15 protein-coding genes are annotated in these 16,684 nt (G+C 68.7%); 9 read left to right on the forward strand and 6 right to left on the reverse strand.

What is annotated here, in order from left to right:
- Positions 1-41: 41 nt before the first annotated feature.
- Positions 42-1,127 carry an SDR family oxidoreductase gene (locus AMA02S_RS19645; RefSeq protein ID WP_067460627.1) on the reverse strand — a complete coding sequence of 362 codons (1,086 nt, stop codon included), beginning with the start codon at positions 1,125-1,127 and terminating at the stop codon, positions 42-44.
- Positions 1,128-1,285: 158 nt separating this feature from the next.
- Here AMA02S_RS19645 and AMA02S_RS19650 point away from each other — a divergent pair, with 158 nt between their 5' ends.
- Positions 1,286-1,966: a nuclease-related domain-containing protein gene (locus tag AMA02S_RS19650; RefSeq protein WP_084265330.1), complete on the forward strand. Its 681-nt coding sequence runs from the start codon at positions 1,286-1,288 to the stop codon at positions 1,964-1,966.
- Here AMA02S_RS19650 and AMA02S_RS19655 read toward each other — a convergent pair.
- Both AMA02S_RS19655 and AMA02S_RS19660 read right to left on the reverse strand, forming a co-directional pair.
- On the reverse strand, positions 1,963-2,694 hold the full coding sequence (locus AMA02S_RS19655) for an isocitrate lyase/PEP mutase family protein (RefSeq protein ID WP_067460631.1): 732 nt from the start codon (positions 2,692-2,694) through the stop codon (positions 1,963-1,965). The two genes, AMA02S_RS19650 and AMA02S_RS19655, sit on opposite strands and share 4 nt — an antisense overlap.
- Positions 2,695-2,787: 93 nt before the next feature.
- Complete coding sequence (locus tag AMA02S_RS19660; protein ID WP_067460634.1) at positions 2,788-3,474, reverse strand: peptidylprolyl isomerase; 687 nt, start codon at positions 3,472-3,474, stop codon at positions 2,788-2,790.
- Positions 3,475-3,634: 160 nt separating this feature from the next.
- Here AMA02S_RS19660 and AMA02S_RS19665 point away from each other — a divergent pair, with 160 nt between their 5' ends.
- The 5 genes from AMA02S_RS19665 (at position 3,635) to AMA02S_RS19685 (ending at position 10,989) form a co-directional block, all read left to right on the forward strand.
- Positions 3,635-4,663, forward strand: coding sequence for an alpha/beta hydrolase-fold protein (locus tag AMA02S_RS19665; protein WP_067460637.1), 1,029 nt, complete (start codon positions 3,635-3,637; stop codon positions 4,661-4,663).
- 391 nt (positions 4,664-5,054) lie between these two features.
- Complete coding sequence (locus AMA02S_RS19670) at positions 5,055-6,626, forward strand: M4 family metallopeptidase (RefSeq protein WP_245667653.1); 1,572 nt, start codon at positions 5,055-5,057, stop codon at positions 6,624-6,626.
- Between the two features lie 217 nt (positions 6,627-6,843).
- Positions 6,844-8,379 carry a M28 family metallopeptidase gene (locus AMA02S_RS19675; protein ID WP_067460640.1) on the forward strand — a complete coding sequence of 512 codons (1,536 nt, stop codon included), beginning with the start codon at positions 6,844-6,846 and terminating at the stop codon, positions 8,377-8,379.
- A gap of 374 nt (positions 8,380-8,753) precedes the next feature.
- A complete protein-coding gene (locus tag AMA02S_RS19680; protein WP_067460643.1) occupies positions 8,754-10,601 on the forward strand; it encodes a M4 family metallopeptidase in 1,848 nt (615 codons plus the stop codon).
- A gap of 169 nt (positions 10,602-10,770) precedes the next feature.
- Positions 10,771-10,989 (forward strand): DUF2277 domain-containing protein, encoded by a 219-nt coding sequence (locus AMA02S_RS19685; RefSeq protein ID WP_067460645.1) that lies wholly within the window; start codon positions 10,771-10,773, stop codon positions 10,987-10,989.
- A 9-nt stretch (positions 10,990-10,998) separates the two neighbouring features.
- Here the strand turns inward: AMA02S_RS19685 and AMA02S_RS19690 are convergent, their stop codons facing one another.
- Positions 10,999-11,280, reverse strand: a complete 282-nt coding sequence (locus AMA02S_RS19690; protein ID WP_067460648.1) for a hypothetical protein — start codon at positions 11,278-11,280, stop codon at positions 10,999-11,001.
- Positions 11,281-11,384: 104 nt separating this feature from the next.
- The gene (locus AMA02S_RS19695) at positions 11,385-11,933 is read right to left on the reverse strand and encodes a SigE family RNA polymerase sigma factor (RefSeq protein WP_067460651.1); all 549 of its coding nucleotides are present in this window, start codon (positions 11,931-11,933) and stop codon (positions 11,385-11,387) included.
- 243 nt (positions 11,934-12,176) lie between these two features.
- Between AMA02S_RS19695 and AMA02S_RS40485 the strand changes: the two genes are divergently transcribed.
- The 3 genes from AMA02S_RS40485 to AMA02S_RS19705 all read left to right on the forward strand — a co-directional run bounded on the left by AMA02S_RS40485 (position 12,177) and on the right by AMA02S_RS19705 (position 15,472).
- Entirely contained in the window at positions 12,177-12,773 is a 597-nt protein-coding gene (locus AMA02S_RS40485) for an RICIN domain-containing protein (RefSeq protein ID WP_169806856.1), read from the forward strand.
- 139 nt (positions 12,774-12,912) lie between these two features.
- Positions 12,913-13,695: a protein kinase domain-containing protein gene (locus tag AMA02S_RS19700; protein WP_084265333.1), complete on the forward strand. Its 783-nt coding sequence runs from the start codon at positions 12,913-12,915 to the stop codon at positions 13,693-13,695.
- Positions 13,696-14,134: 439 nt separating this feature from the next.
- The gene (locus AMA02S_RS19705) at positions 14,135-15,472 is read left to right on the forward strand and encodes a helix-turn-helix domain-containing protein (protein ID WP_169806857.1); all 1,338 of its coding nucleotides are present in this window, start codon (positions 14,135-14,137) and stop codon (positions 15,470-15,472) included.
- A 60-nt stretch (positions 15,473-15,532) separates the two neighbouring features.
- Here AMA02S_RS19705 and AMA02S_RS19710 read toward each other — a convergent pair whose 3' ends face one another.
- Positions 15,533-16,552, reverse strand: coding sequence for an aspartate-semialdehyde dehydrogenase (locus AMA02S_RS19710; protein WP_067460660.1), 1,020 nt, complete (start codon positions 16,550-16,552; stop codon positions 15,533-15,535).
- Between the last annotated feature and the right edge of the window lie 132 nt (positions 16,553-16,684).

A 16,684-nucleotide genomic window follows, 5' to 3' on the forward strand; every position in this document is an offset into this window, starting at 1 on the left:
GAGCCGCAGGTCAATCAGCGGTGGCCGGTAGCGGTAGCCGGTTAAGCCTCGGTCGTGCGGGGGGCGGTGACCGGGGCGCCGAAGCAGAAACGCAAGTAGGGCCGGTCGATGTTCGGCGGCGGAACGAGCGCGGTGACACGCTCCCGCAAAGCCGTGTCGTCAAAATGCCGCCGATGACGGAAGTAGGGCAGGAACCCCGCTATCTGGCGATGGAAGTCTCGTTCGAGAATCGTGGGTTCGGCGGGCATCGCCGGCGTCATCCGGATCCGCACCGAACACACGTCCTCCAATGCCGCGGCGATCACCCGTACCGGCACATTGCCGGAATGCACCACGTGAACGACCGACACCCCCGTGACCTCATCATTGGACGCGAGGTGCTCCATCGCGCGCGCGGCCCAGTCGACGGGCAGGAGGTTCAGTTGGGCCCGCGGGTCTGCGGCGACCCTCAACTCCGTCCGGCCATCGGTCCCGGCCAGCTGCCGCGTCGCCTCGTACAGCGTGCTCAGGGCGTGCGCGGGAAGGTCCGGGACGGTACGCGGGCCGGGCGGGACGAGCAGGCCGGGCCGGAAGATCAGGGCGCGTCTGCCCTCGCGATCGGCCCAGTCGCGGACCAGGGCCTCCGCCTCGTGCTTCGCGTGCTCGTAGGCGTTCTCGAACGCCTCGGTCGGCTCACCGTCGTCCTCGCGAACGTGTCCCTGCCGCGTCCCGGCGACGAACGCGGTGCTGATATGGCGAAGCGGCGTCCCGCCTGGGGAGAGGCTCGCCAGCCGCAGGAGGTTCTCGGTGCCGTGGACGTTCGTCCGCCACACGTGCGCGTCCTTGCCGTGCAGATCGACGGCGCCCGCGACATGCCAGATCTCCGCCGTGGTCGCGGCGAGCCTGCGGTAGTCGATCCGGGACATCCCGAGCATCGGCTGCTCAAGGTCGACCGGAAGTACGGTCAGCGACTTCTTGAGCGGCACCGGAAGCTGGTCGAGTTCGCCGGTCGCGGCGAGGAACCCCTCGATCCGGTCCCGCCCGCCGCGGACATGCGAGAGCACCGTGACGTGCCGCCCCTGAAAGAGCTGCTCCCGCACCAGGTGCAGGCCCACGAAGCCGGCACCGCCTGTCACCACGCGTGTCACCGAAGGCACCTCATCCGTTGATGATCTCTCAGAGACCCCGCCCGTCCGGTGCTCCGCGCTCTACCGTGAACTGGCCGGAACTCGCGTGAATCAGGACACAAGAACAGCGTGCGGTCACTTGATCACCTTGCGTAACAGCATACAGAGAGGCTCCGCCCGTGGACGATAGGAAGCCCCCCGAACCGCCTCCCACCGCCTTCCCCACTGACCCGGTCGCGCCGGAGATCGACCTCGGCCTCAACCGGCCGGGAGCCGCCGCACGCGCCCGTGCGATCGAATTACGGAGCTGGCGGACGCGGACGAAGGCGCTCTTCGGCGTGCGGACCGAGGCGCGGGACTTCGCCGTGGGGGCGAAGGGCGAGCGGTTCATCGGACGCAAGATCGAGAAGTGGGCGCGCAGGCAGGGGTGGCACGTGCTGCACGCCGTCCCCGTCGGACGCAACGGCGCGGACATCGACCACGTGCTCATCGGCCCCTTCGGAGTGGTCACGGTCAACACCAAGACCACGCGGGGAAAGGTGTGGGTGGCCGAGAACGCCATGATGGTCAGCGGGGTCAAGGTCGACCACCTGCGCAACTCGCGGCACGAGGCCCAGCGGGCGCGGGACCTCCTGGCCATCGCGTGCGGGCACCATGTGCCGGTGAGGCCGGTCATCGTCTTCGTGGGGGCCACGAGCTGGACCGTCCGCGGCGGCGGCCCCACGGACGTCGCCGTGCTCCAGGACGTCAAGGCGCTACGGCGCTGGCTGCGCAGACGCGGACGTGTCCTCACCCCCGAACAGGTCACCGCCGTCCACGCAGCCGCCCGTCGCCCCCGAACCTGGCAACGCAACAACTAGCCGTACGGGTTCTCCTTCTCCAGCACCCGGCCGGCGAACTCCTTGAGCGCGTCCAGGGCTCGCAGGTACGGCATCGGTCCGTAGGAGACGCGGGCCACGCCGGCGGCGGCGAGGTCCGCGAGCGTCGAGTCGGGGCCGTTGTTCGCGTTGACCGGTCCCGGGATTCCCTTCACCAGGGCCGGGACGGCCTCGAAGGGAGCCATGATCGGGTAGATGCAGTCGGCGCCCGCCTCCAGGTAGAGGCGGCCCCGGGCGATCGCGCCGTCCACCGGCTCGGCGGTTCGGGCGACGAAGGTGTCGGCGCGGGCGTTGATCACCAACGCGTCGCCGGCCGCGTCGCGGACGGCGGCGATGAACTCGGCCTGCGTCTCGGGGGCGGCGAGCTCGCCCGCGTAGGTGTCCTCCAGGTTGCAGCCCGCGGCACCGATCGCGAGGAGCCGCTCGACGAGTTCGGCGGGCTGGAGGCCGTACCCGGCCTCGGCGTCCACGGTGACCGGGACGGTCGCGACGCGGATGACGCGGCCCGCGGCGGCGAACATCTCCTCGGCGGGCGCCCCCTCGTGGTCGGCGTATCCGAGCATCGCGGCGACGGCCGCGCTGGCGGTGGCCAGGGCGGGGAAGCCGGCCTCCTGAACGATCTTGGCACTCCCCGCGTCCCAGACGTTCGGCAGGAGCAGCGGGTCACCGGGCTTGTGGAGCTCGCGAAGGCGCTTGGCGTTGTCGGTCATGGTTCTCCTTCCATCCTCTAGGTGGACAGGACAGGACGGTCCTTTGTGACATCGTCCTCCCCGTCCATGGGGACGGTGCGAAGAACCCCCTGGTCAGCCGCGTGCGTAGACGCGGTGAATCTTGACGGGCCGGGCAGGCTCGCCGTCCTCGGGGCCGTTCTCGCCGGGGATGATGCCGCCCGCCACAATCCGGTCGAGGACCGGCAGGCCCCGGGTGACCTCACCCAGGACGGTGTAGGCGGGCGGGATGTTCGCGCGGGAGTGGACCAGGAAGAACTGGCTGCCGTTGGTGTCCGGACCCCAGTTGCCCATGGCGACCGTCCCGCGCGGGTAGGTCTCCTTGCCGGTGAGCTCGTCGTCGAACTTGTAGCCGGGGCCGCCCTTCTCCGCCGCGTAGATGTCGCCGCACTGGAGGACGCCGAGCCGGGGTGAGTTGGTCAGCCGCCAGCACCGGGTGCGGTTGTAGAACCGCTGCCGGGTCAGGCTGACGAAGTTGTGCACCGCGCACGGCGCGTTCCCCCGGTCCATCCGGATGCGGACGTCGCCGAAGTTGGTGACGAGGACGACGTCGACCTTCCCGTGGGCGCGGGCCTTGGAGCGGGGCGGGTGCACCCGCTTCGCGGGCGGGTTGTCGGGCGTGGGGGTGAACACGCACCGGACCTTGTGCCCGCCTCCCGCCGCGGTGGACGGAGAGGACGGGGACGCTTGGGCGGCCCCCACCGGGACGAGCGCGGCGGTGCAGGCGACGGCCAGGGCGGTGGCGGTCCAGCGCGGTCTCATATCGGCCAAGGTAGTGATCACCTTGCTGCCGGGATAGTGGCAAAACCCGACGAAGCTCCGGGGAAATGGGCGCGACCAGGGGTAGTGGCTCGCCATGGCGCCCCGTGACGGGCTGGGTTAGCGTCAAGGTGATCATCGAACTTCTGATGAGGGAGTGCGCATGCTGCCGTGGTCCGCCGAGCTCGCCGGACGCCTGGAAGAGCACATCGTCAGCAGCGAGCTGCTGCGCGACAACCCGCTGAAGGACCCGCATGAGCGCCCGCTGCTGGTCTACGTGCCGCCGGGCTACGACGACGATCCCGGCCGCCGCTACCCCACCGTGTACGTGATCACCGGCTTCACCGGGCATGTCGGGATCTGGCGGAACCGGATGCCGTACCGCCAGCCGTTCACCGAGACCGCGGACGCGGTGTTCGCCTCCGGTGAGGCGCCGCCCGCGCTGGTGGTGTTCGTGGACGCCTGGACGGCGCACGGCGGCAGCCAGTACGTCGACTCCCCGGGCACGGGCCGCTACCACTCCTATATCTGCGACGAACTCGTCCCGTGGGTGGACGGGCACTACCGGACGTTGGACGCGCCGGAGCACCGGGCGATCAGCGGCAAGTCCAGCGGCGGCTACGGCGCGATGATCACGCCGATGCTGCGTCCGGACCTGTTCGGGGCGCTCGCGACGCACGCGGGCGACGCGCTGTTCGAGTACTGCTACCTGCCCGAGTTCCCGAAGTGCGTCCGGCACCTGCGCAGGTACGGCGGCGACATCTGGCGGTGGTGGGACGACTTCCACAGCCGGACGTCCTTCACCAAGCCCGAGGACATGGAGTTGCTCAACGTCCTCGGCATGGCCGTCTGCTACTCCGCGCGCGAGGACGGCACGCCGGATCTGCCGTTCGACCCGGTCACCGGGGTCATGCGCCAGGACGTGTGGGAGCGCTGGCTGGCGTGGGACCCGGTGCGGATGGTGCCGGGCCACGCCGAGGCGATGCGGTCGCAGCGGGCGATCTGGATCGACGGCGGCACGCGCGACGAGTGGTTCCTGGACGTGGGGGCGCAGGCGTTCCGGCAGGCGCTGCTGGACGTCGGGGTGGCCGAGGACGTGATCCGGTTCGAGCTGTTCGAGGCGGGGCACGGCGGCATCGACTACCGCTACCCGCTCGCCCTCGCCTGGCTCTGCCGCCGCATCGCCCCCTGACGTCCCCCCGGCGCGGGGTCCGCGGGGTCCGCGGGGGCGGGCGGGCGGGCGGGATCGCCGCGCCCCGTGAGGCCGGTGCGCAGCGGGATTTCAACGCGTCGAACGAACTGAAGGTTCCGCTGCCGGGACGGTCCGGGCCGTGGATCGGTCCGGGCCGTCCCCGCTGTCCAGGCAGACGTTTCCCGAACTTCCATCAACCAGTTCGTAAATATTGAAAATCCAGAACCAAATGGATTCATTGACACCTTTCACACAGCGGGGTGCACTTCGGGACAGCTCATCCGGATGAGTACCCCCAGTCCTCGCCCGGCCAGACAAGGGTGTCGCGGAGCGCTCCCCCCAGGACCTCCATTCGCCCTGCCCTGTCCGGGCCCGTGGAAGGAGCACCCCTGTGAGACACCAGACCGCGATCGGGGCGGCGGCCGTCATGGCCGTCGGCTTCGCCGTGGCGATGTCCGCCCCCGCCACAGGTGCGACCCGCACCGCGCCAGCGGCTCCGGCCGGACCGGAAGCCCGCACCCTCGCCGCCTCCTCGGCCGACCGCATGGTCGCCGCCCAGCCGGCGACGTTCCACGCAGCTCCCAAGGACAAGATCTACCGCACCAACATCACGTCCGGCCTCCGTGGCCTGCAGTACGTCGAGTACCAGCGCACCTATGACGGCCTGCCCGTCCACGGCGGCGACTTCGTCGTGACCACCAACTCCGGTGGCAGCGTGCTGAGCACCTCGGTCAACCAGACCAAGGAGCTCAAGGTGGGCACCAAGGCCACCATCACCGCGGCGCAGGCGGCCAAGACGTCGCGCGCCAAGGTCGGCAAGGTCGACACGGCCACCACCCGCCTCATGGTCCTGGCCGAAGGCTCCGGACGCCTGGTCTACGAGACGGTCGTCAGCGGTCACCAGAAGCAGGCCGAGACGAAGCTGCACGTCCTCGTCGACGCCAAGACCGGCAAGGTCGTCCAGACCTGGGACGAGGTCCGGGACGCCAAGGCCGCCGACGACAAGAGCCACTTCCACGGCACGGTCGACGTGGCCACCGCCGCGACGTCGATGACCGACTCGACGCGGCCCGGCCACCAGTGCGGCGGCCAGAACGGTTCCGCGTTCACCGGCACCGACAGCGCGTGGGGCGACGGCAGCGGCACCAACCTGGAGACCGCCTGCGTCGACACCCTGTACGCGGTGCAAAAAGAGTGGGACATGCTGAAGGAGTGGCTGGGCCGTAACGGCACCAACGGCAACGGCCGTGGGTTCCCGTCGCGCGTCGGCCTCAACCAGGTCAACGCGTTCTGGAACGGCAGCTACACCAACTTCGGCCACAACCAGGCCAACAACAAGCAGGCCACCTCCCTCGACGTCGTCGGCCACGAGAACGGCCACGCGGTCTTCACCAACACCCCCGGTGGCGACAGCGGCGGCAACGAGAAGGGCGGCATGAACGAGTCGGCCGGCGACATCTTCGGCGCGCTGGTCGAGCACTACCTGAACGAGCCCGCGAACCTGGACCCGCCGGACTACCTGGTGGGCGAGGAGATCGACCTGGTCGGTCAGGGCCCGATCCGCAACATGTACGACCCGAGCGCCAAGGGCGACCCGAACTGCTACTCGTCCTCGATCCCGAACACCGAGGTGCACAAGGCAGCCGGCCCGCAGAACCACTGGTTCTACCTGCTGGCCGAGGGTTCGTCGCCGACGAACGGCAGCCCGAAGAGCCCGACCTGCAACAACTCCACGGTCGCGGGCATCGGCATCAAGAAGGCCGGCCAGATCTTCATGGGCGGCCTCAACAAGAAGGTGTCGGCGTGGACCCACGCGCGTGCGCGTACCGCGACGATCGCCGCCGCGGTCGAGCTGTTCCCGAGCTCGGCGGCCGAGTGCACCGCGGTGAAGGCCGCCTGGGCCGCCGTGAGCGTCCCGGCGCAGAGCGGTGAGGCCGCGTGCCCGGCCAAGGGTCGTGGATGACCTTTGAGGTCCCAGTCGGAGCGCCTGACGGCTCACGCGAGCCGACGGCCGTCGCCAGGGGCGCGTCCATGTGGCGCACGGAGCCCCGCGCGGTGACCACCGGCGCCTGACCGTTCCCTCTCGCGGCCCGTGACGGGGCCCGCTCTCCCCGTCACGGGCCGCACCCCTACCTAGCCGCACCCTGCCCCAGCAGACGTGCGACCTCCCGGAGGAACTCATGAGACCCCGCATCACGGTGGCCGTCGGGACGGCCGTCCTCGCGCTGTCCAGCTTCCTGCCCGGCGCCGCGTCCGCGGCCCCGGCCACGCCCGCGGCCCCAGCCGCGAAGGCCGCCGCGCCCGACATCCCGCTCGCGAACGTCAAGGCGCACCTCTCACAGCTCCAGTCCATCGCCACCGCCAACGGCGGCAACCGGGCGCACGGGCGCGCCGGCTTCAAGGCCTCGATCGACTACGTGAAGGGCAAGCTGGACGCCGCCGGCTACCAGACCAAGGTGCAGTCGTTCAGCTACAACGGCGCCACCGGCTACAACCTCATCGCCGACTGGCCCGGCGGCGACGCCAACAGCGTCCTGATGACCGGCGCGCACCTCGACAGCGTGACCGCCGGGCCGGGCATCAACGACAACGGGTCCGGCTCGGCCGGGAACCTGGAGGTCGCGCTCGCGGTCGCCCGCGAGAAGTACCAGCCGAAGCAGCACCTGCGGTTCGGCTGGTGGGGCGCCGAGGAGCTCGGGCTGATCGGCTCGTCGCACTACGTCGACACCCTGGGCGCCGCCGAGCGGACGAAGATCAAGGGATACCTGAACTTCGACATGATCGGCTCCCCGAACCCCGCCTACCTCGCCTACGACGGCGACGGCTCCAGCGGCCCGGCGGGCCCGGCGGGCTCCGCGCAGATCGAGAAGGTGCTGCGCGACTACTTCACCTCGATCAAGGTGCAGGTCGAGGACACCGACTTCGACGGGCGCTCCGACTACGGGCCCTTCATCGACGTCGGCATCCCCGCCGGCGGCATGTTCACCGGCGCCGAGGGGATCAAGTCCTCCGCGCAGGCGCAGAAGTGGGGCGGGCAGGCCGGCCAGGCCTACGACCGCTGCTACCACGCGCGCTGCGACACCTCGTCCAACATCAACGACACCGCGCTGGACCGCAACTCCGACGCGATCGCCTACACCATCTGGACGCTGGCGGGCACCGCCGGGCAGGAGCCGGGCGGCGACACCGTCTTCTCCGACGACCTCGAGTCCGACCAGGGCTGGACGGCGAACCCGAACGGCACCGACACCGCCACCGCCGGCGGCTTCGAGCGGGCCACCCCGCAGGCGACCTCCTACAGCGGGACGAGCCTGCAACTGGCCGCGGCGGGCGGCAACAACACGCTGGTGACCGGCGCCTCGGCCGGCTCCGACGCGGGGACCAACGACCTCGACGGCGGCACGACCAGCATCCAGTCCGCCCCGATCGCGCTGCCCGCGACGGCGCAGGGCCTGTCGTTCTCGTGGTTCCTTGCCCACCTCAACAACAGCGGCACCGATGACTACCTGCGGGTGCAGCTGGTCGGGCCGAACGGGTCGACGACCGTCCTGGACCAGAAAGGCGCGGCCACCGACCGCGCGGGCGCCTGGCAGACGCAGACTGCCGACGTCTCCGCGTACGCGGGCCAATCGGTCCGCATTCTCGTCGAGGCCGCCGACAACGGCACCGCGAGCCTCGTCGAGGCGGGGCTGGACACCATCAAGATCACCACATGAGACGGCGTTCGCCCAGCTCATTGCTTGATTTCAGCGGCATTCAGACCTCAACCGACAACTATTGAAATTCCAGTACCAAATGGATTTGTTGACATAGACCGGCAGTCACGGTGTCCTTCTGAAACCAGCTCACCCGGTTGAGTTCAACGTCCACCAGCGTCCATCACGGCGTGGGGCCCCAGACCCGCGCCAAGCGTCCCGTGCCCCCCGCAACGGACGCTCGCGGATGCGGCCGTCCCCGCCCGGCCGCATCCGCGATAACCGACATCGCGGGTCATCTCCTCAGTCAACGCCGGGCGGCAGCGGCGCCCGCGGCAACCTCCCGCACGGACCCCCGCGGGCCCGAGCCCTCGGCCCATGTAAGGAGCACCGCTGTGAGACACCAGACCGCGCTCGGGGCGGCGGCGATCACCGCCGGCCTCGCCGTGGCGATGTCCGCCCCGATCACTGGCGCGAACGCTTCGCCCGCCGCGCCTCCCGCACCGTCGCCCAAGGCGGCGGCGGCCTCCGCCGACCGGCTCGTGTCGGCCGGCCAGGCACCCGTCCACACCTCGCCCAAGGACAAGATCATCCGGCAGGGGGTGATGGCCGGGGCAGGAGGACTCCAATACGTCTCCTACGAGCGCACGTACGCCGGGCTACCCGTCCGGGGCGGTGACTTCGTCGTCGCCACCGACAGCGCCGGCAAGGTGCTCAGCACTTCGGTCAACCAGACCGCCGAACTGAAGGTGGGGACCACGCCGAGGCTGACGGCCGCCCGAGCCGAGGCCATCGCGCGCAAGCAGATCGACAAGCCCGTCAGCGTCTCGACGCCGCAGCTGACCGTCCTCGCCGAGGGCACCGGCCGCCTCGTCTACGAGAGCGTGGTGCAGGGACTCCACCGTCCCCCGGGCTCCTACGGCCTGGCTGGCCCCGGCGGCTCGTACGGCATCGCCCCGCCCGACGGTTCCTACGGGATCGCTCCGCCGGACGGCTCGTACGGGATCGCTCCGCCCGACGGTTCCTACGGGATCGCTCCGCCGGACGGCTCGTACGGGATGGCGCCGCCGGACGGCTCCTACGGCCTCGGCCCGGGCGGCTCGTACGGCTTCGCGGCCCCCGAGCGGCCGTCCAAGACGCACGTACTGGTCGACGCCAGGACCGGCAAGGTCGTCCGCACGTGGGACGAGGTCGTCGACGCCGACGACGACCAGAGCTTCTACCACGGCGGCAGCAGCAAGCCGACCAGCATCACCACCTCGGGCTCCGGCACCTCGTTCACCATGAAGGACGCCTCCCGTCCCGGCGTCAGCTGCGGCAACCAGAGCGGAACGGTCTTCACGGGCACGGACGACGCCTGGGGCAGTGCCGTCGGCACCGACCTCGAGACCGCCTGCGTGGACGCCATGAAGGGCGCGCAGGCCGAGTGGGACATGGTCAAGTCCTGGCTGGAGCGCAACGGCCTGGACGGCAACGGGGGCGGCTGGCCCATGCGAGTCGGCCTCAACCAGGCCAACGCGTTCTGGAACGGTCAGTTCGCTAACTTCGGCCGTAACCAGGGCAACAACAAGCAGGCCACCCCCACCGACGTCGTCGCGCACGAACTCGGCCACGGCATCTTCCAGCACACCCCCGGCGGCTCCGGCGGCGGCAACGAGGCCGGCGGCCTGAACGAGTCCACCGGCGACATCTTCGGCGCCCTCACCGAGTGGTTCCTGAAGGAGCCGAAGGTCACCGAGCAGGTCAACGGCGCCACCGCCGTCCTCAACTTCGACCCGCCGGACTACGAGGTGGGCGAGGAGCTCGACCTGGTCGGCCGCGGCCCGATCCGTAACATGTCCGACCCGTCCAAGATCAGCAACAACCCGGGCTGCTTCAGCTCGGCCGTCCCGACCATGGAGGTCCACGCGGCCGCGGGTGTCCAGAACCACTGGTTCTACCTGCTCGCCGAGGGTTCCAACGCCAACGACCCGGACAACGGCCGGCCGAACAGCCCGACCTGCAACAACTCCAAGGTCACGGGAGTCGGGATCCAGAAGGCCGGACGGATCTTCATGGAGACCCTCAACATGAAGACCTCCGGCTGGACGCACAGCGCCGTCCGCCGGACGTCCCTCACGGCCGCTCTCAACCTGGTGAAGGCCGGCAAGGCGACCTGCGCCGACTTCACCGCCACCAAGGACGCGTGGAACGCGGTAAGCGTTCCCGCGGCCAGCGGCGAGCCCACCACCTGTACGGGCTGACCGCAGCGGCCGTACGGGACGATCTCGGCCCGTCCCGTACGGCCGCCATCCAGAACCGGGGACCCGCCCCCCGCCGGGCCCTCGGCGCCACCTGTCCTCGGCGCCGAGGGCCTTCACCGTTCCCGGGGCCCCTCCCGGCACTGTCGGTGCCAGGAGTAACAATGGGGATATGTGCCGCAGTATCAAAACGCTCCGCCCACCCTTCGCCGAGGATGTGACCGACCAGGACGTCCGGGCCGCCGCGCTCCAGTACGTCCGCAAGATCTCCGGGTTCCGCGCCCCCGCGTCCCACAACGCCGAAGCCTTCGACCGCGCCGTCGAGGAGATCGCCCGCACCACGGCCACCCTCCTGGACTCCCTGGAGGTCCGCGGCCGCCGAGCCTCTTAGCTCCATTTCTTAGTCCCGGCCCAAGGGCTCGCCTGGCGGCTCGCCCTTGACCGTGCCTGGGCGAGCGCGACATCGCTTCGCGATCTTCCCGTTGCGGGCGTTGGTGAGCGCCTCCTGGATGATCCGGTAGATCGCCAGTTGCAGCGCCGCGGGCATCTCCGGCGGCGTCCCCTCGATCGAGAGATCCACCGGCAGCCCGGTCGAGCGGATCTGCTCGACCGGTTCGGTGAGCTGGTCGACGCCGGGCTGCGGGGCATGCTCACCGTGCCCGATCGTCCCAGACCCGGCCAACCCACCCATTCCACGGCACTGCCGCAGAGACGATGCCTGTCACGAGAGAGCGGCGCATCCCGGGTGCGCGCCCCGTCCAGCACTCCGCCAGACGTGACCGGCGTTCAACGACCTCCAGCACCTGAAGTCCGGCCTCGGGTCCCGCCACCCTGGCGGTGCTGATCGGGCCACAGACGCTTCCGGAGGGCCGCAAGACCCCGGGTGGTCTGACTCCGGACGGTGGATTGCGAGCACCCAAGGGCATCGGCGGCCTCACCGACGGTGAGATCTTCCAGATAGCGCAGGACGATGACCGCTCGTTGCCGGTCGCCGAGCGACGAGAGCGCGTCGAGGAGAACGATCCGGTTCTCGAGTTGTTGCTGGTCATCAGCGCTGGAAGGCGCTTCCGGAGAGTGGTCCGAGGGAATCTCCCGAGACCACCTGGCCCGCCTGCGCTCGCTGACGAAGGTGTGGACCAAAACCGTACGCGTATAGCTTCCCAGCTCACCGTCATGATCTAGATGAGGCCACCGGCGTAAGAGGTTCATCAAGGTCTTCTGGGTCAGATCATCTGCCTCGAACCAGTCGCCGCAGAGCAGGAAGGCTCTGCGGCGCAGCTCGGTCCGGGCCTCTTCCACGTACTCAACGAAGCCACTGTCGTGCTGTGAGGTCACAGGGCACCTCCACCCGGCGGTCATAAAGGATCTTGGTTCGGCGTGCAGCGGAACGGTCCCGGCGTCGCGTGTATAGGGGAGAAGCAGGTGATAACCGTGAGGGAGTGAGGCGAATCTACTGACACGGCGCGGCAGATGACCATCGTGGAGAACACTTACTTGGTCCGTGGCGGCGGGACAGATCGCCAGAGGGCCTGCACGACCCCGCCCCAAATCTGACAAGAAGCGAAGAAAGGATAGATCTTGCGATCACGAAGGGCGCTCTCGTCGACAATCGTCGCGGCGGTCCTCGGCGCCCTCTTCTACGGGGGCCCAACAGTTGGAACGGCAATAGCGGACAGCAGGTCGACTCCTTCGAGCAGGCCGGCTTCCAATGTTGTCAGCGCGCCGCGGGCGATCCCCTATTACTGGCTCGTCAACGGATACTCCGGGATCTGTGCCGAGGTCCCCGGATGGAGCAAGAAGAACGGAGTCCCCATAGACCAGTGGGCCTGTAGGTATCAGGCGAACGAGTACTGGTACCTCAGCAGAACCCACCGGAGTGGCTTCATCCACCTCGTCAATCTGAACAGCGGCCGCTGCATGAACGTGGAGCACAACTCGCTCAAGAAAGGCGCACGGATAGTTCAGTGGTCCTGCAACGAGAAGGCGAACAGTCTGTGGCGACTCAGAAACCTCGGCCACGGATACTATCAAATCTACAGCGTCCACAGCCTGCAAAACGGAAGGCCGCTGTGCCTCGATATCGCTCAGCAGAGCAGGCGAAACGGTGTGCGACTCATTCAGTGGACCTGCGGTAGCCGCGGCAGCCAGCGCTGGTGGGCAAGAATAGCGCGTTGAGCACCACCTACGTTCGGGCCCCCGGCTGCGCCGCGAGCGGAATCCCCGTCAGCCCCCGGCCGCTCGGCCTCCGGTAATGTATGTCACGTAGGCCGTCCATGGACGGCCTACGAGACGCGACCGAACGAGGGAATGCATCATGGTGGACGTTCCGCATCTGCCTCATGGATTGCGGGCCCTGGGACCATATGTACTCATCAAGGTCCTCAGGATCGAAGACGGGGTCTTCCACTTTTTATCCCAGCAGCCGAGCGGGAATCATGTGGTTGTGAAATTCCTGCCAACTGACCGTTCGGAGCAAGGCCATCGGAAGGCTGACCAACTCAAGGCAGAGGCAGAACTCGCCCGACATGCCGCGCCAATGATCGCCGGCAACCTGCTCGATCATGCCGAGACGAAAACGGGAGCATACTCGGTAGTCGAGTACATCGAAGGCGACACCCTCGAATACTTTATTTCCCGTCATGGCGCAATGGACCGCTTCGCCGTGCGCCGCCTCGCAATGGGATTGGCCACTCTGCTTGTCGCGGCACATCACGCGAACATCGCGCTACGGGACCTCAAGGCCGACAAGATATTGCTGAGCCCGGACGGGCCACGGCTCACCGGGTTCAGCGGTTCCGCAATCATCGACGAGTCGCTGAACAAATCACGTAAAGACGATGAGTTTGCGAACGACCTGATTGCGTGGGGAAATATACTGCTCTACGCCGCCACGGGTATTCGGGCACCCGACCGTGCGAGCGGCGGTACCGGTGACGCGATCCGTGAAATTTCGAACATCCCTGCGCCGAAAGACTTCGATCCTGACCTTCTTGCAATTATCAGGTCCGTGCTGGAGAAGAGTCCCGACAAAAGCACAACCGCGGAACAAGTGCTGGACCAACTCATCGATCTATCGACATCCCTCCCCGAGGAGTGAAGGAGCAGCAACACGACCGCGACAACGTCCCGCACGGCTCGCAGGACACACGATCGACCTCGCCGACGCCGCCCGGAGGGCTCGCGGGCGGTCGATGGCGCCACCACAAGCGGCACCGGCGCCGGACGGGGGCAACGCTGCTAGCGCATTGTCTGGGCGCCACCCACGCCAGCCGCTACAGGCTTACCCGTCCAGGTAGAGCAACGATCTCGAGCGCACAGCTGCGGACCACACTGCCCAAGGCCAGGCCACCCACCTACGCGGATGGCCTGGCTTCGAAAGACAACTCGAACCCCTTCACCCTGCCGCCTTGGGGACTGCCGTCTCCGCGTTCCCGCCCCCGGCGACGACGTCGCAGCTACCGTGGAATCAGTGACTCTCCGCTCCGTTGAGAGCGCCAGGAGTGACGATCGGTGTGGGCGAGGAACGGGCAGATACCATGATCTTCCAGGAGAAGCTACGCGCGCTCATGGCCGAACGCGGAATCTCCCAAGGAGAACTCTCCAGAAGAACCCACTACGACTCCGGGTACATCTCCAGGATCTTCAACGGCATCAGGCAGCCTTCCCGCGAGATGATCCATATTCTGGACGATGCTCTGGACGCCCAGGGAGAACTCGTCGCACTCGCCCCGCCCCCTCCAGTCGTGAAACCGCGCGTAGAGAACGGGCCTCGGCAAGGGCCTGCCTGCCCTCTGGCAGGTACGGTGAATTGGAGTCCTGCTTCCGAGGAGGGGGACGACGTGAAACGCCGGGCCGCACTTCAACTGATCACCGCGCTAGGGGCAGGGACTGCTATTCCCCCCGGTGCCCTGGATGGGATCTTCGCGAGCCTCGACCACGCGTTGGGCGACGACCGCGCGGACATCGACCGGTGGGAGGGTGCCGTCTGGGAGTACGGCCATGTCTACAGCCACCAGAATGCAGGAACGCTGATCAACGACCTGGTCTCCGACCTCGTCGAACTAGGCCGAGTCCTCGAACGACACCATGACCACCCCCTCGAACGTGCCAGGCTTCTGAGGGTCAGTGCCGGGCTCTCCGGTCTGCTGGCCATGGAGTTCAACTCCTTGGGCGACCGACGGTCCGCACGGGTCGCCTGGGGAAAGGCCACACGCGCCGCTGACCGTTCCGGAGACCCCGATCTCGCGGCCTGGGTGCGAGCCAAGGAGGCGGATGGGGCTCTCTGGTCAGGGCTTCCTCGATCGATCGCCGCCTCTTTGGCCGACGAAGCCGTCGAAGTCTCCAGGGGCCGTCCCTCTTACGCACTCGTCAGGGCGCACACCGTCCGCGCCGACCTCGCGGCAGAACGAGGAGACAAGGCCACGGCACGCGCCGCCTTGCAGGACCTCGCCGCCGCCTTGGAGGGCGTACAAGACGGCATGACCGCCGACCCCTCCGGGCACGTGGGGGCGGTGTACCTGAAGTGGCACGAGTCCTACGTCTATTCCCTCCTCCGCGACCCCAGGGCTGATGACGCCTTGGAGTCGGGCATCGCACTGATGTCGCTCGCGACCACCGGCCGGGCAGCGGCCCGCTGCCTTGAGTTGATCCGCGGGCTGCGGCTCGTCAAGGCGCATGAGATAGAGAACGGCCTTGAGCACGCTCTCACTGCGGTGCAGCCGGGAAACGCCGTCACCGGCACCGATCCCGCCACGCAACGCCATCTGACAGAACAGATCCTGCGTGCCCTCCCCGGCCAGGCGCGGACACTCCCCGCCGCCCGGGAACTCCACACCCTCGCGGCGGGAGCCTCAGTAGCGCACCCCGGTCGATGACCGGTGGAGACGACGCGTCGCCGCCCTGGCCGGGGTCGGCGGTGGGCCGGCCATGGATGGTTACTCGGCGGCGACGAGTTCGGCTATCTGGACGGCGTTGAGGGCGGCGCCCTTGCGGAGGTTGTCACCGGAGCAGAAGAGGGCGAGGCCGTTGTCGACCGTCTCGTCGCGGCGGATGCGGCCCACGTAGGTGGGGTCCTGGCCGGCGGCCTGGAGGGGGGTGGGGACGTCGGAGAGGACGACGCCGGGGGCGCCGGAGAGCAGTTCGCTGGCGCGCTCGGGGCCGAGGGGGCGCTCGAAGCGGGCGTTGATCTGGAGGGAGTGGCCGGTGAAGACCGGGACGCGGACGCAGGTGCCGGAGACCTTCAGGGACGGGATCTCCAGGATCTTGCGGCTCTCGTTGCGGAGCTTCTGCTCCTCGTCGGTCTCGGCGAGGCCGTCGTCGACGATGGCGCCGGCCATCGGCAGGACGTTGAAGGCGATGGGGCGGACGTACACCTGCGGTTCGGGGAACTCGACCGCGGTGCCGTCGTGGGTGAGGCGGTCGGCGGACGGGACGACCTTGCCGGCCTGCTCGTGCAGTTCGGCGACGCCGGCGAGGCCGCTGCCGGAGACGGCCTGGTAGGTGGAGACGATCAGGGCGGTGAGGCCGGCCTCGGCGTGCAGGGGCCGCAGGACGGGCATCGCGGCCATGGTGGTGCAGTTGGGGTTGGCGATGATGCCCTTGGGGCGGTTCGCGACGGCGTGCGGGTTGACCTCGGAGACGACCAGCGGGACGTCCGGGTCCATCCGCCAGGCGGAGGAGTTGTCGATCACGACGGCGCCGGCGGCGGCGACCCTGGGCGCCAGCTCCCTGGACGAGGTCTTCCCCGCGGAGAACAGGACGATGTCGAGGCCGGTGAAGTCGGCGGACGCGGCGTCCTCGACGGTGATGTCGGTGCCCTCATAGGGGAGCGTGCGGCCCGCGGAGCGGGCGGAGGCGAACAGCCGCAGCTCGTCCAGCGGGAATCCGCGTTCGGCCAGGATGGTGCGCATGACGCTCCCGACCTGCCCGGTGGCCCCGACGATCCCGATCCTCATGCCGCTCCCTTGGTTGTTCGACCTGCACGGTGCTCGACCTGCACGTGACCTGCACCGACGAGTCTGCCCAGGTCTGTCCACGACGTCTAATCAATAACCCTTCGCATCGACTTTAAGCGCTGCTGAACGCTC

The organism is Actinomadura macra NBRC 14102 (genome assembly GCF_001552215.1).
Lineage (GTDB): Bacteria > Actinomycetota > Actinomycetes > Streptosporangiales > Streptosporangiaceae > Spirillospora > Spirillospora macra.

What these genes read in the sequence shown, in the direction of transcription:
- AMA02S_RS19685 (WP_067460645.1), top strand. Translation starts at nt 10,771, where the DNA reads ATGTGCCGCAGTATCAAAACGCTCCGCCCACCCTTCGCCGAGGATGTG.
- AMA02S_RS19660 (WP_067460634.1), bottom strand. Translation starts at nt 3,474, where the DNA reads ATGAGACCGCGCTGGACCGCCACCGCCCTGGCCGTCGCCTGCACCGCC.
- AMA02S_RS19665 (WP_067460637.1), top strand. Translation starts at nt 3,635, where the DNA reads ATGCTGCCGTGGTCCGCCGAGCTCGCCGGACGCCTGGAAGAGCACATC.
- AMA02S_RS19710 (WP_067460660.1), bottom strand. Translation starts at nt 16,552, where the DNA reads ATGAGGATCGGGATCGTCGGGGCCACCGGGCAGGTCGGGAGCGTCATG.
- AMA02S_RS19700 (WP_084265333.1), top strand. Translation starts at nt 12,913, where the DNA reads ATGGTGGACGTTCCGCATCTGCCTCATGGATTGCGGGCCCTGGGACCA.
- AMA02S_RS19655 (WP_067460631.1), bottom strand. Translation starts at nt 2,694, where the DNA reads ATGACCGACAACGCCAAGCGCCTTCGCGAGCTCCACAAGCCCGGTGAC.
- AMA02S_RS19675 (WP_067460640.1), top strand. Translation starts at nt 6,844, where the DNA reads ATGAGACCCCGCATCACGGTGGCCGTCGGGACGGCCGTCCTCGCGCTG.
- AMA02S_RS19705 (WP_169806857.1), top strand. Translation starts at nt 14,135, where the DNA reads ATGATCTTCCAGGAGAAGCTACGCGCGCTCATGGCCGAACGCGGAATC.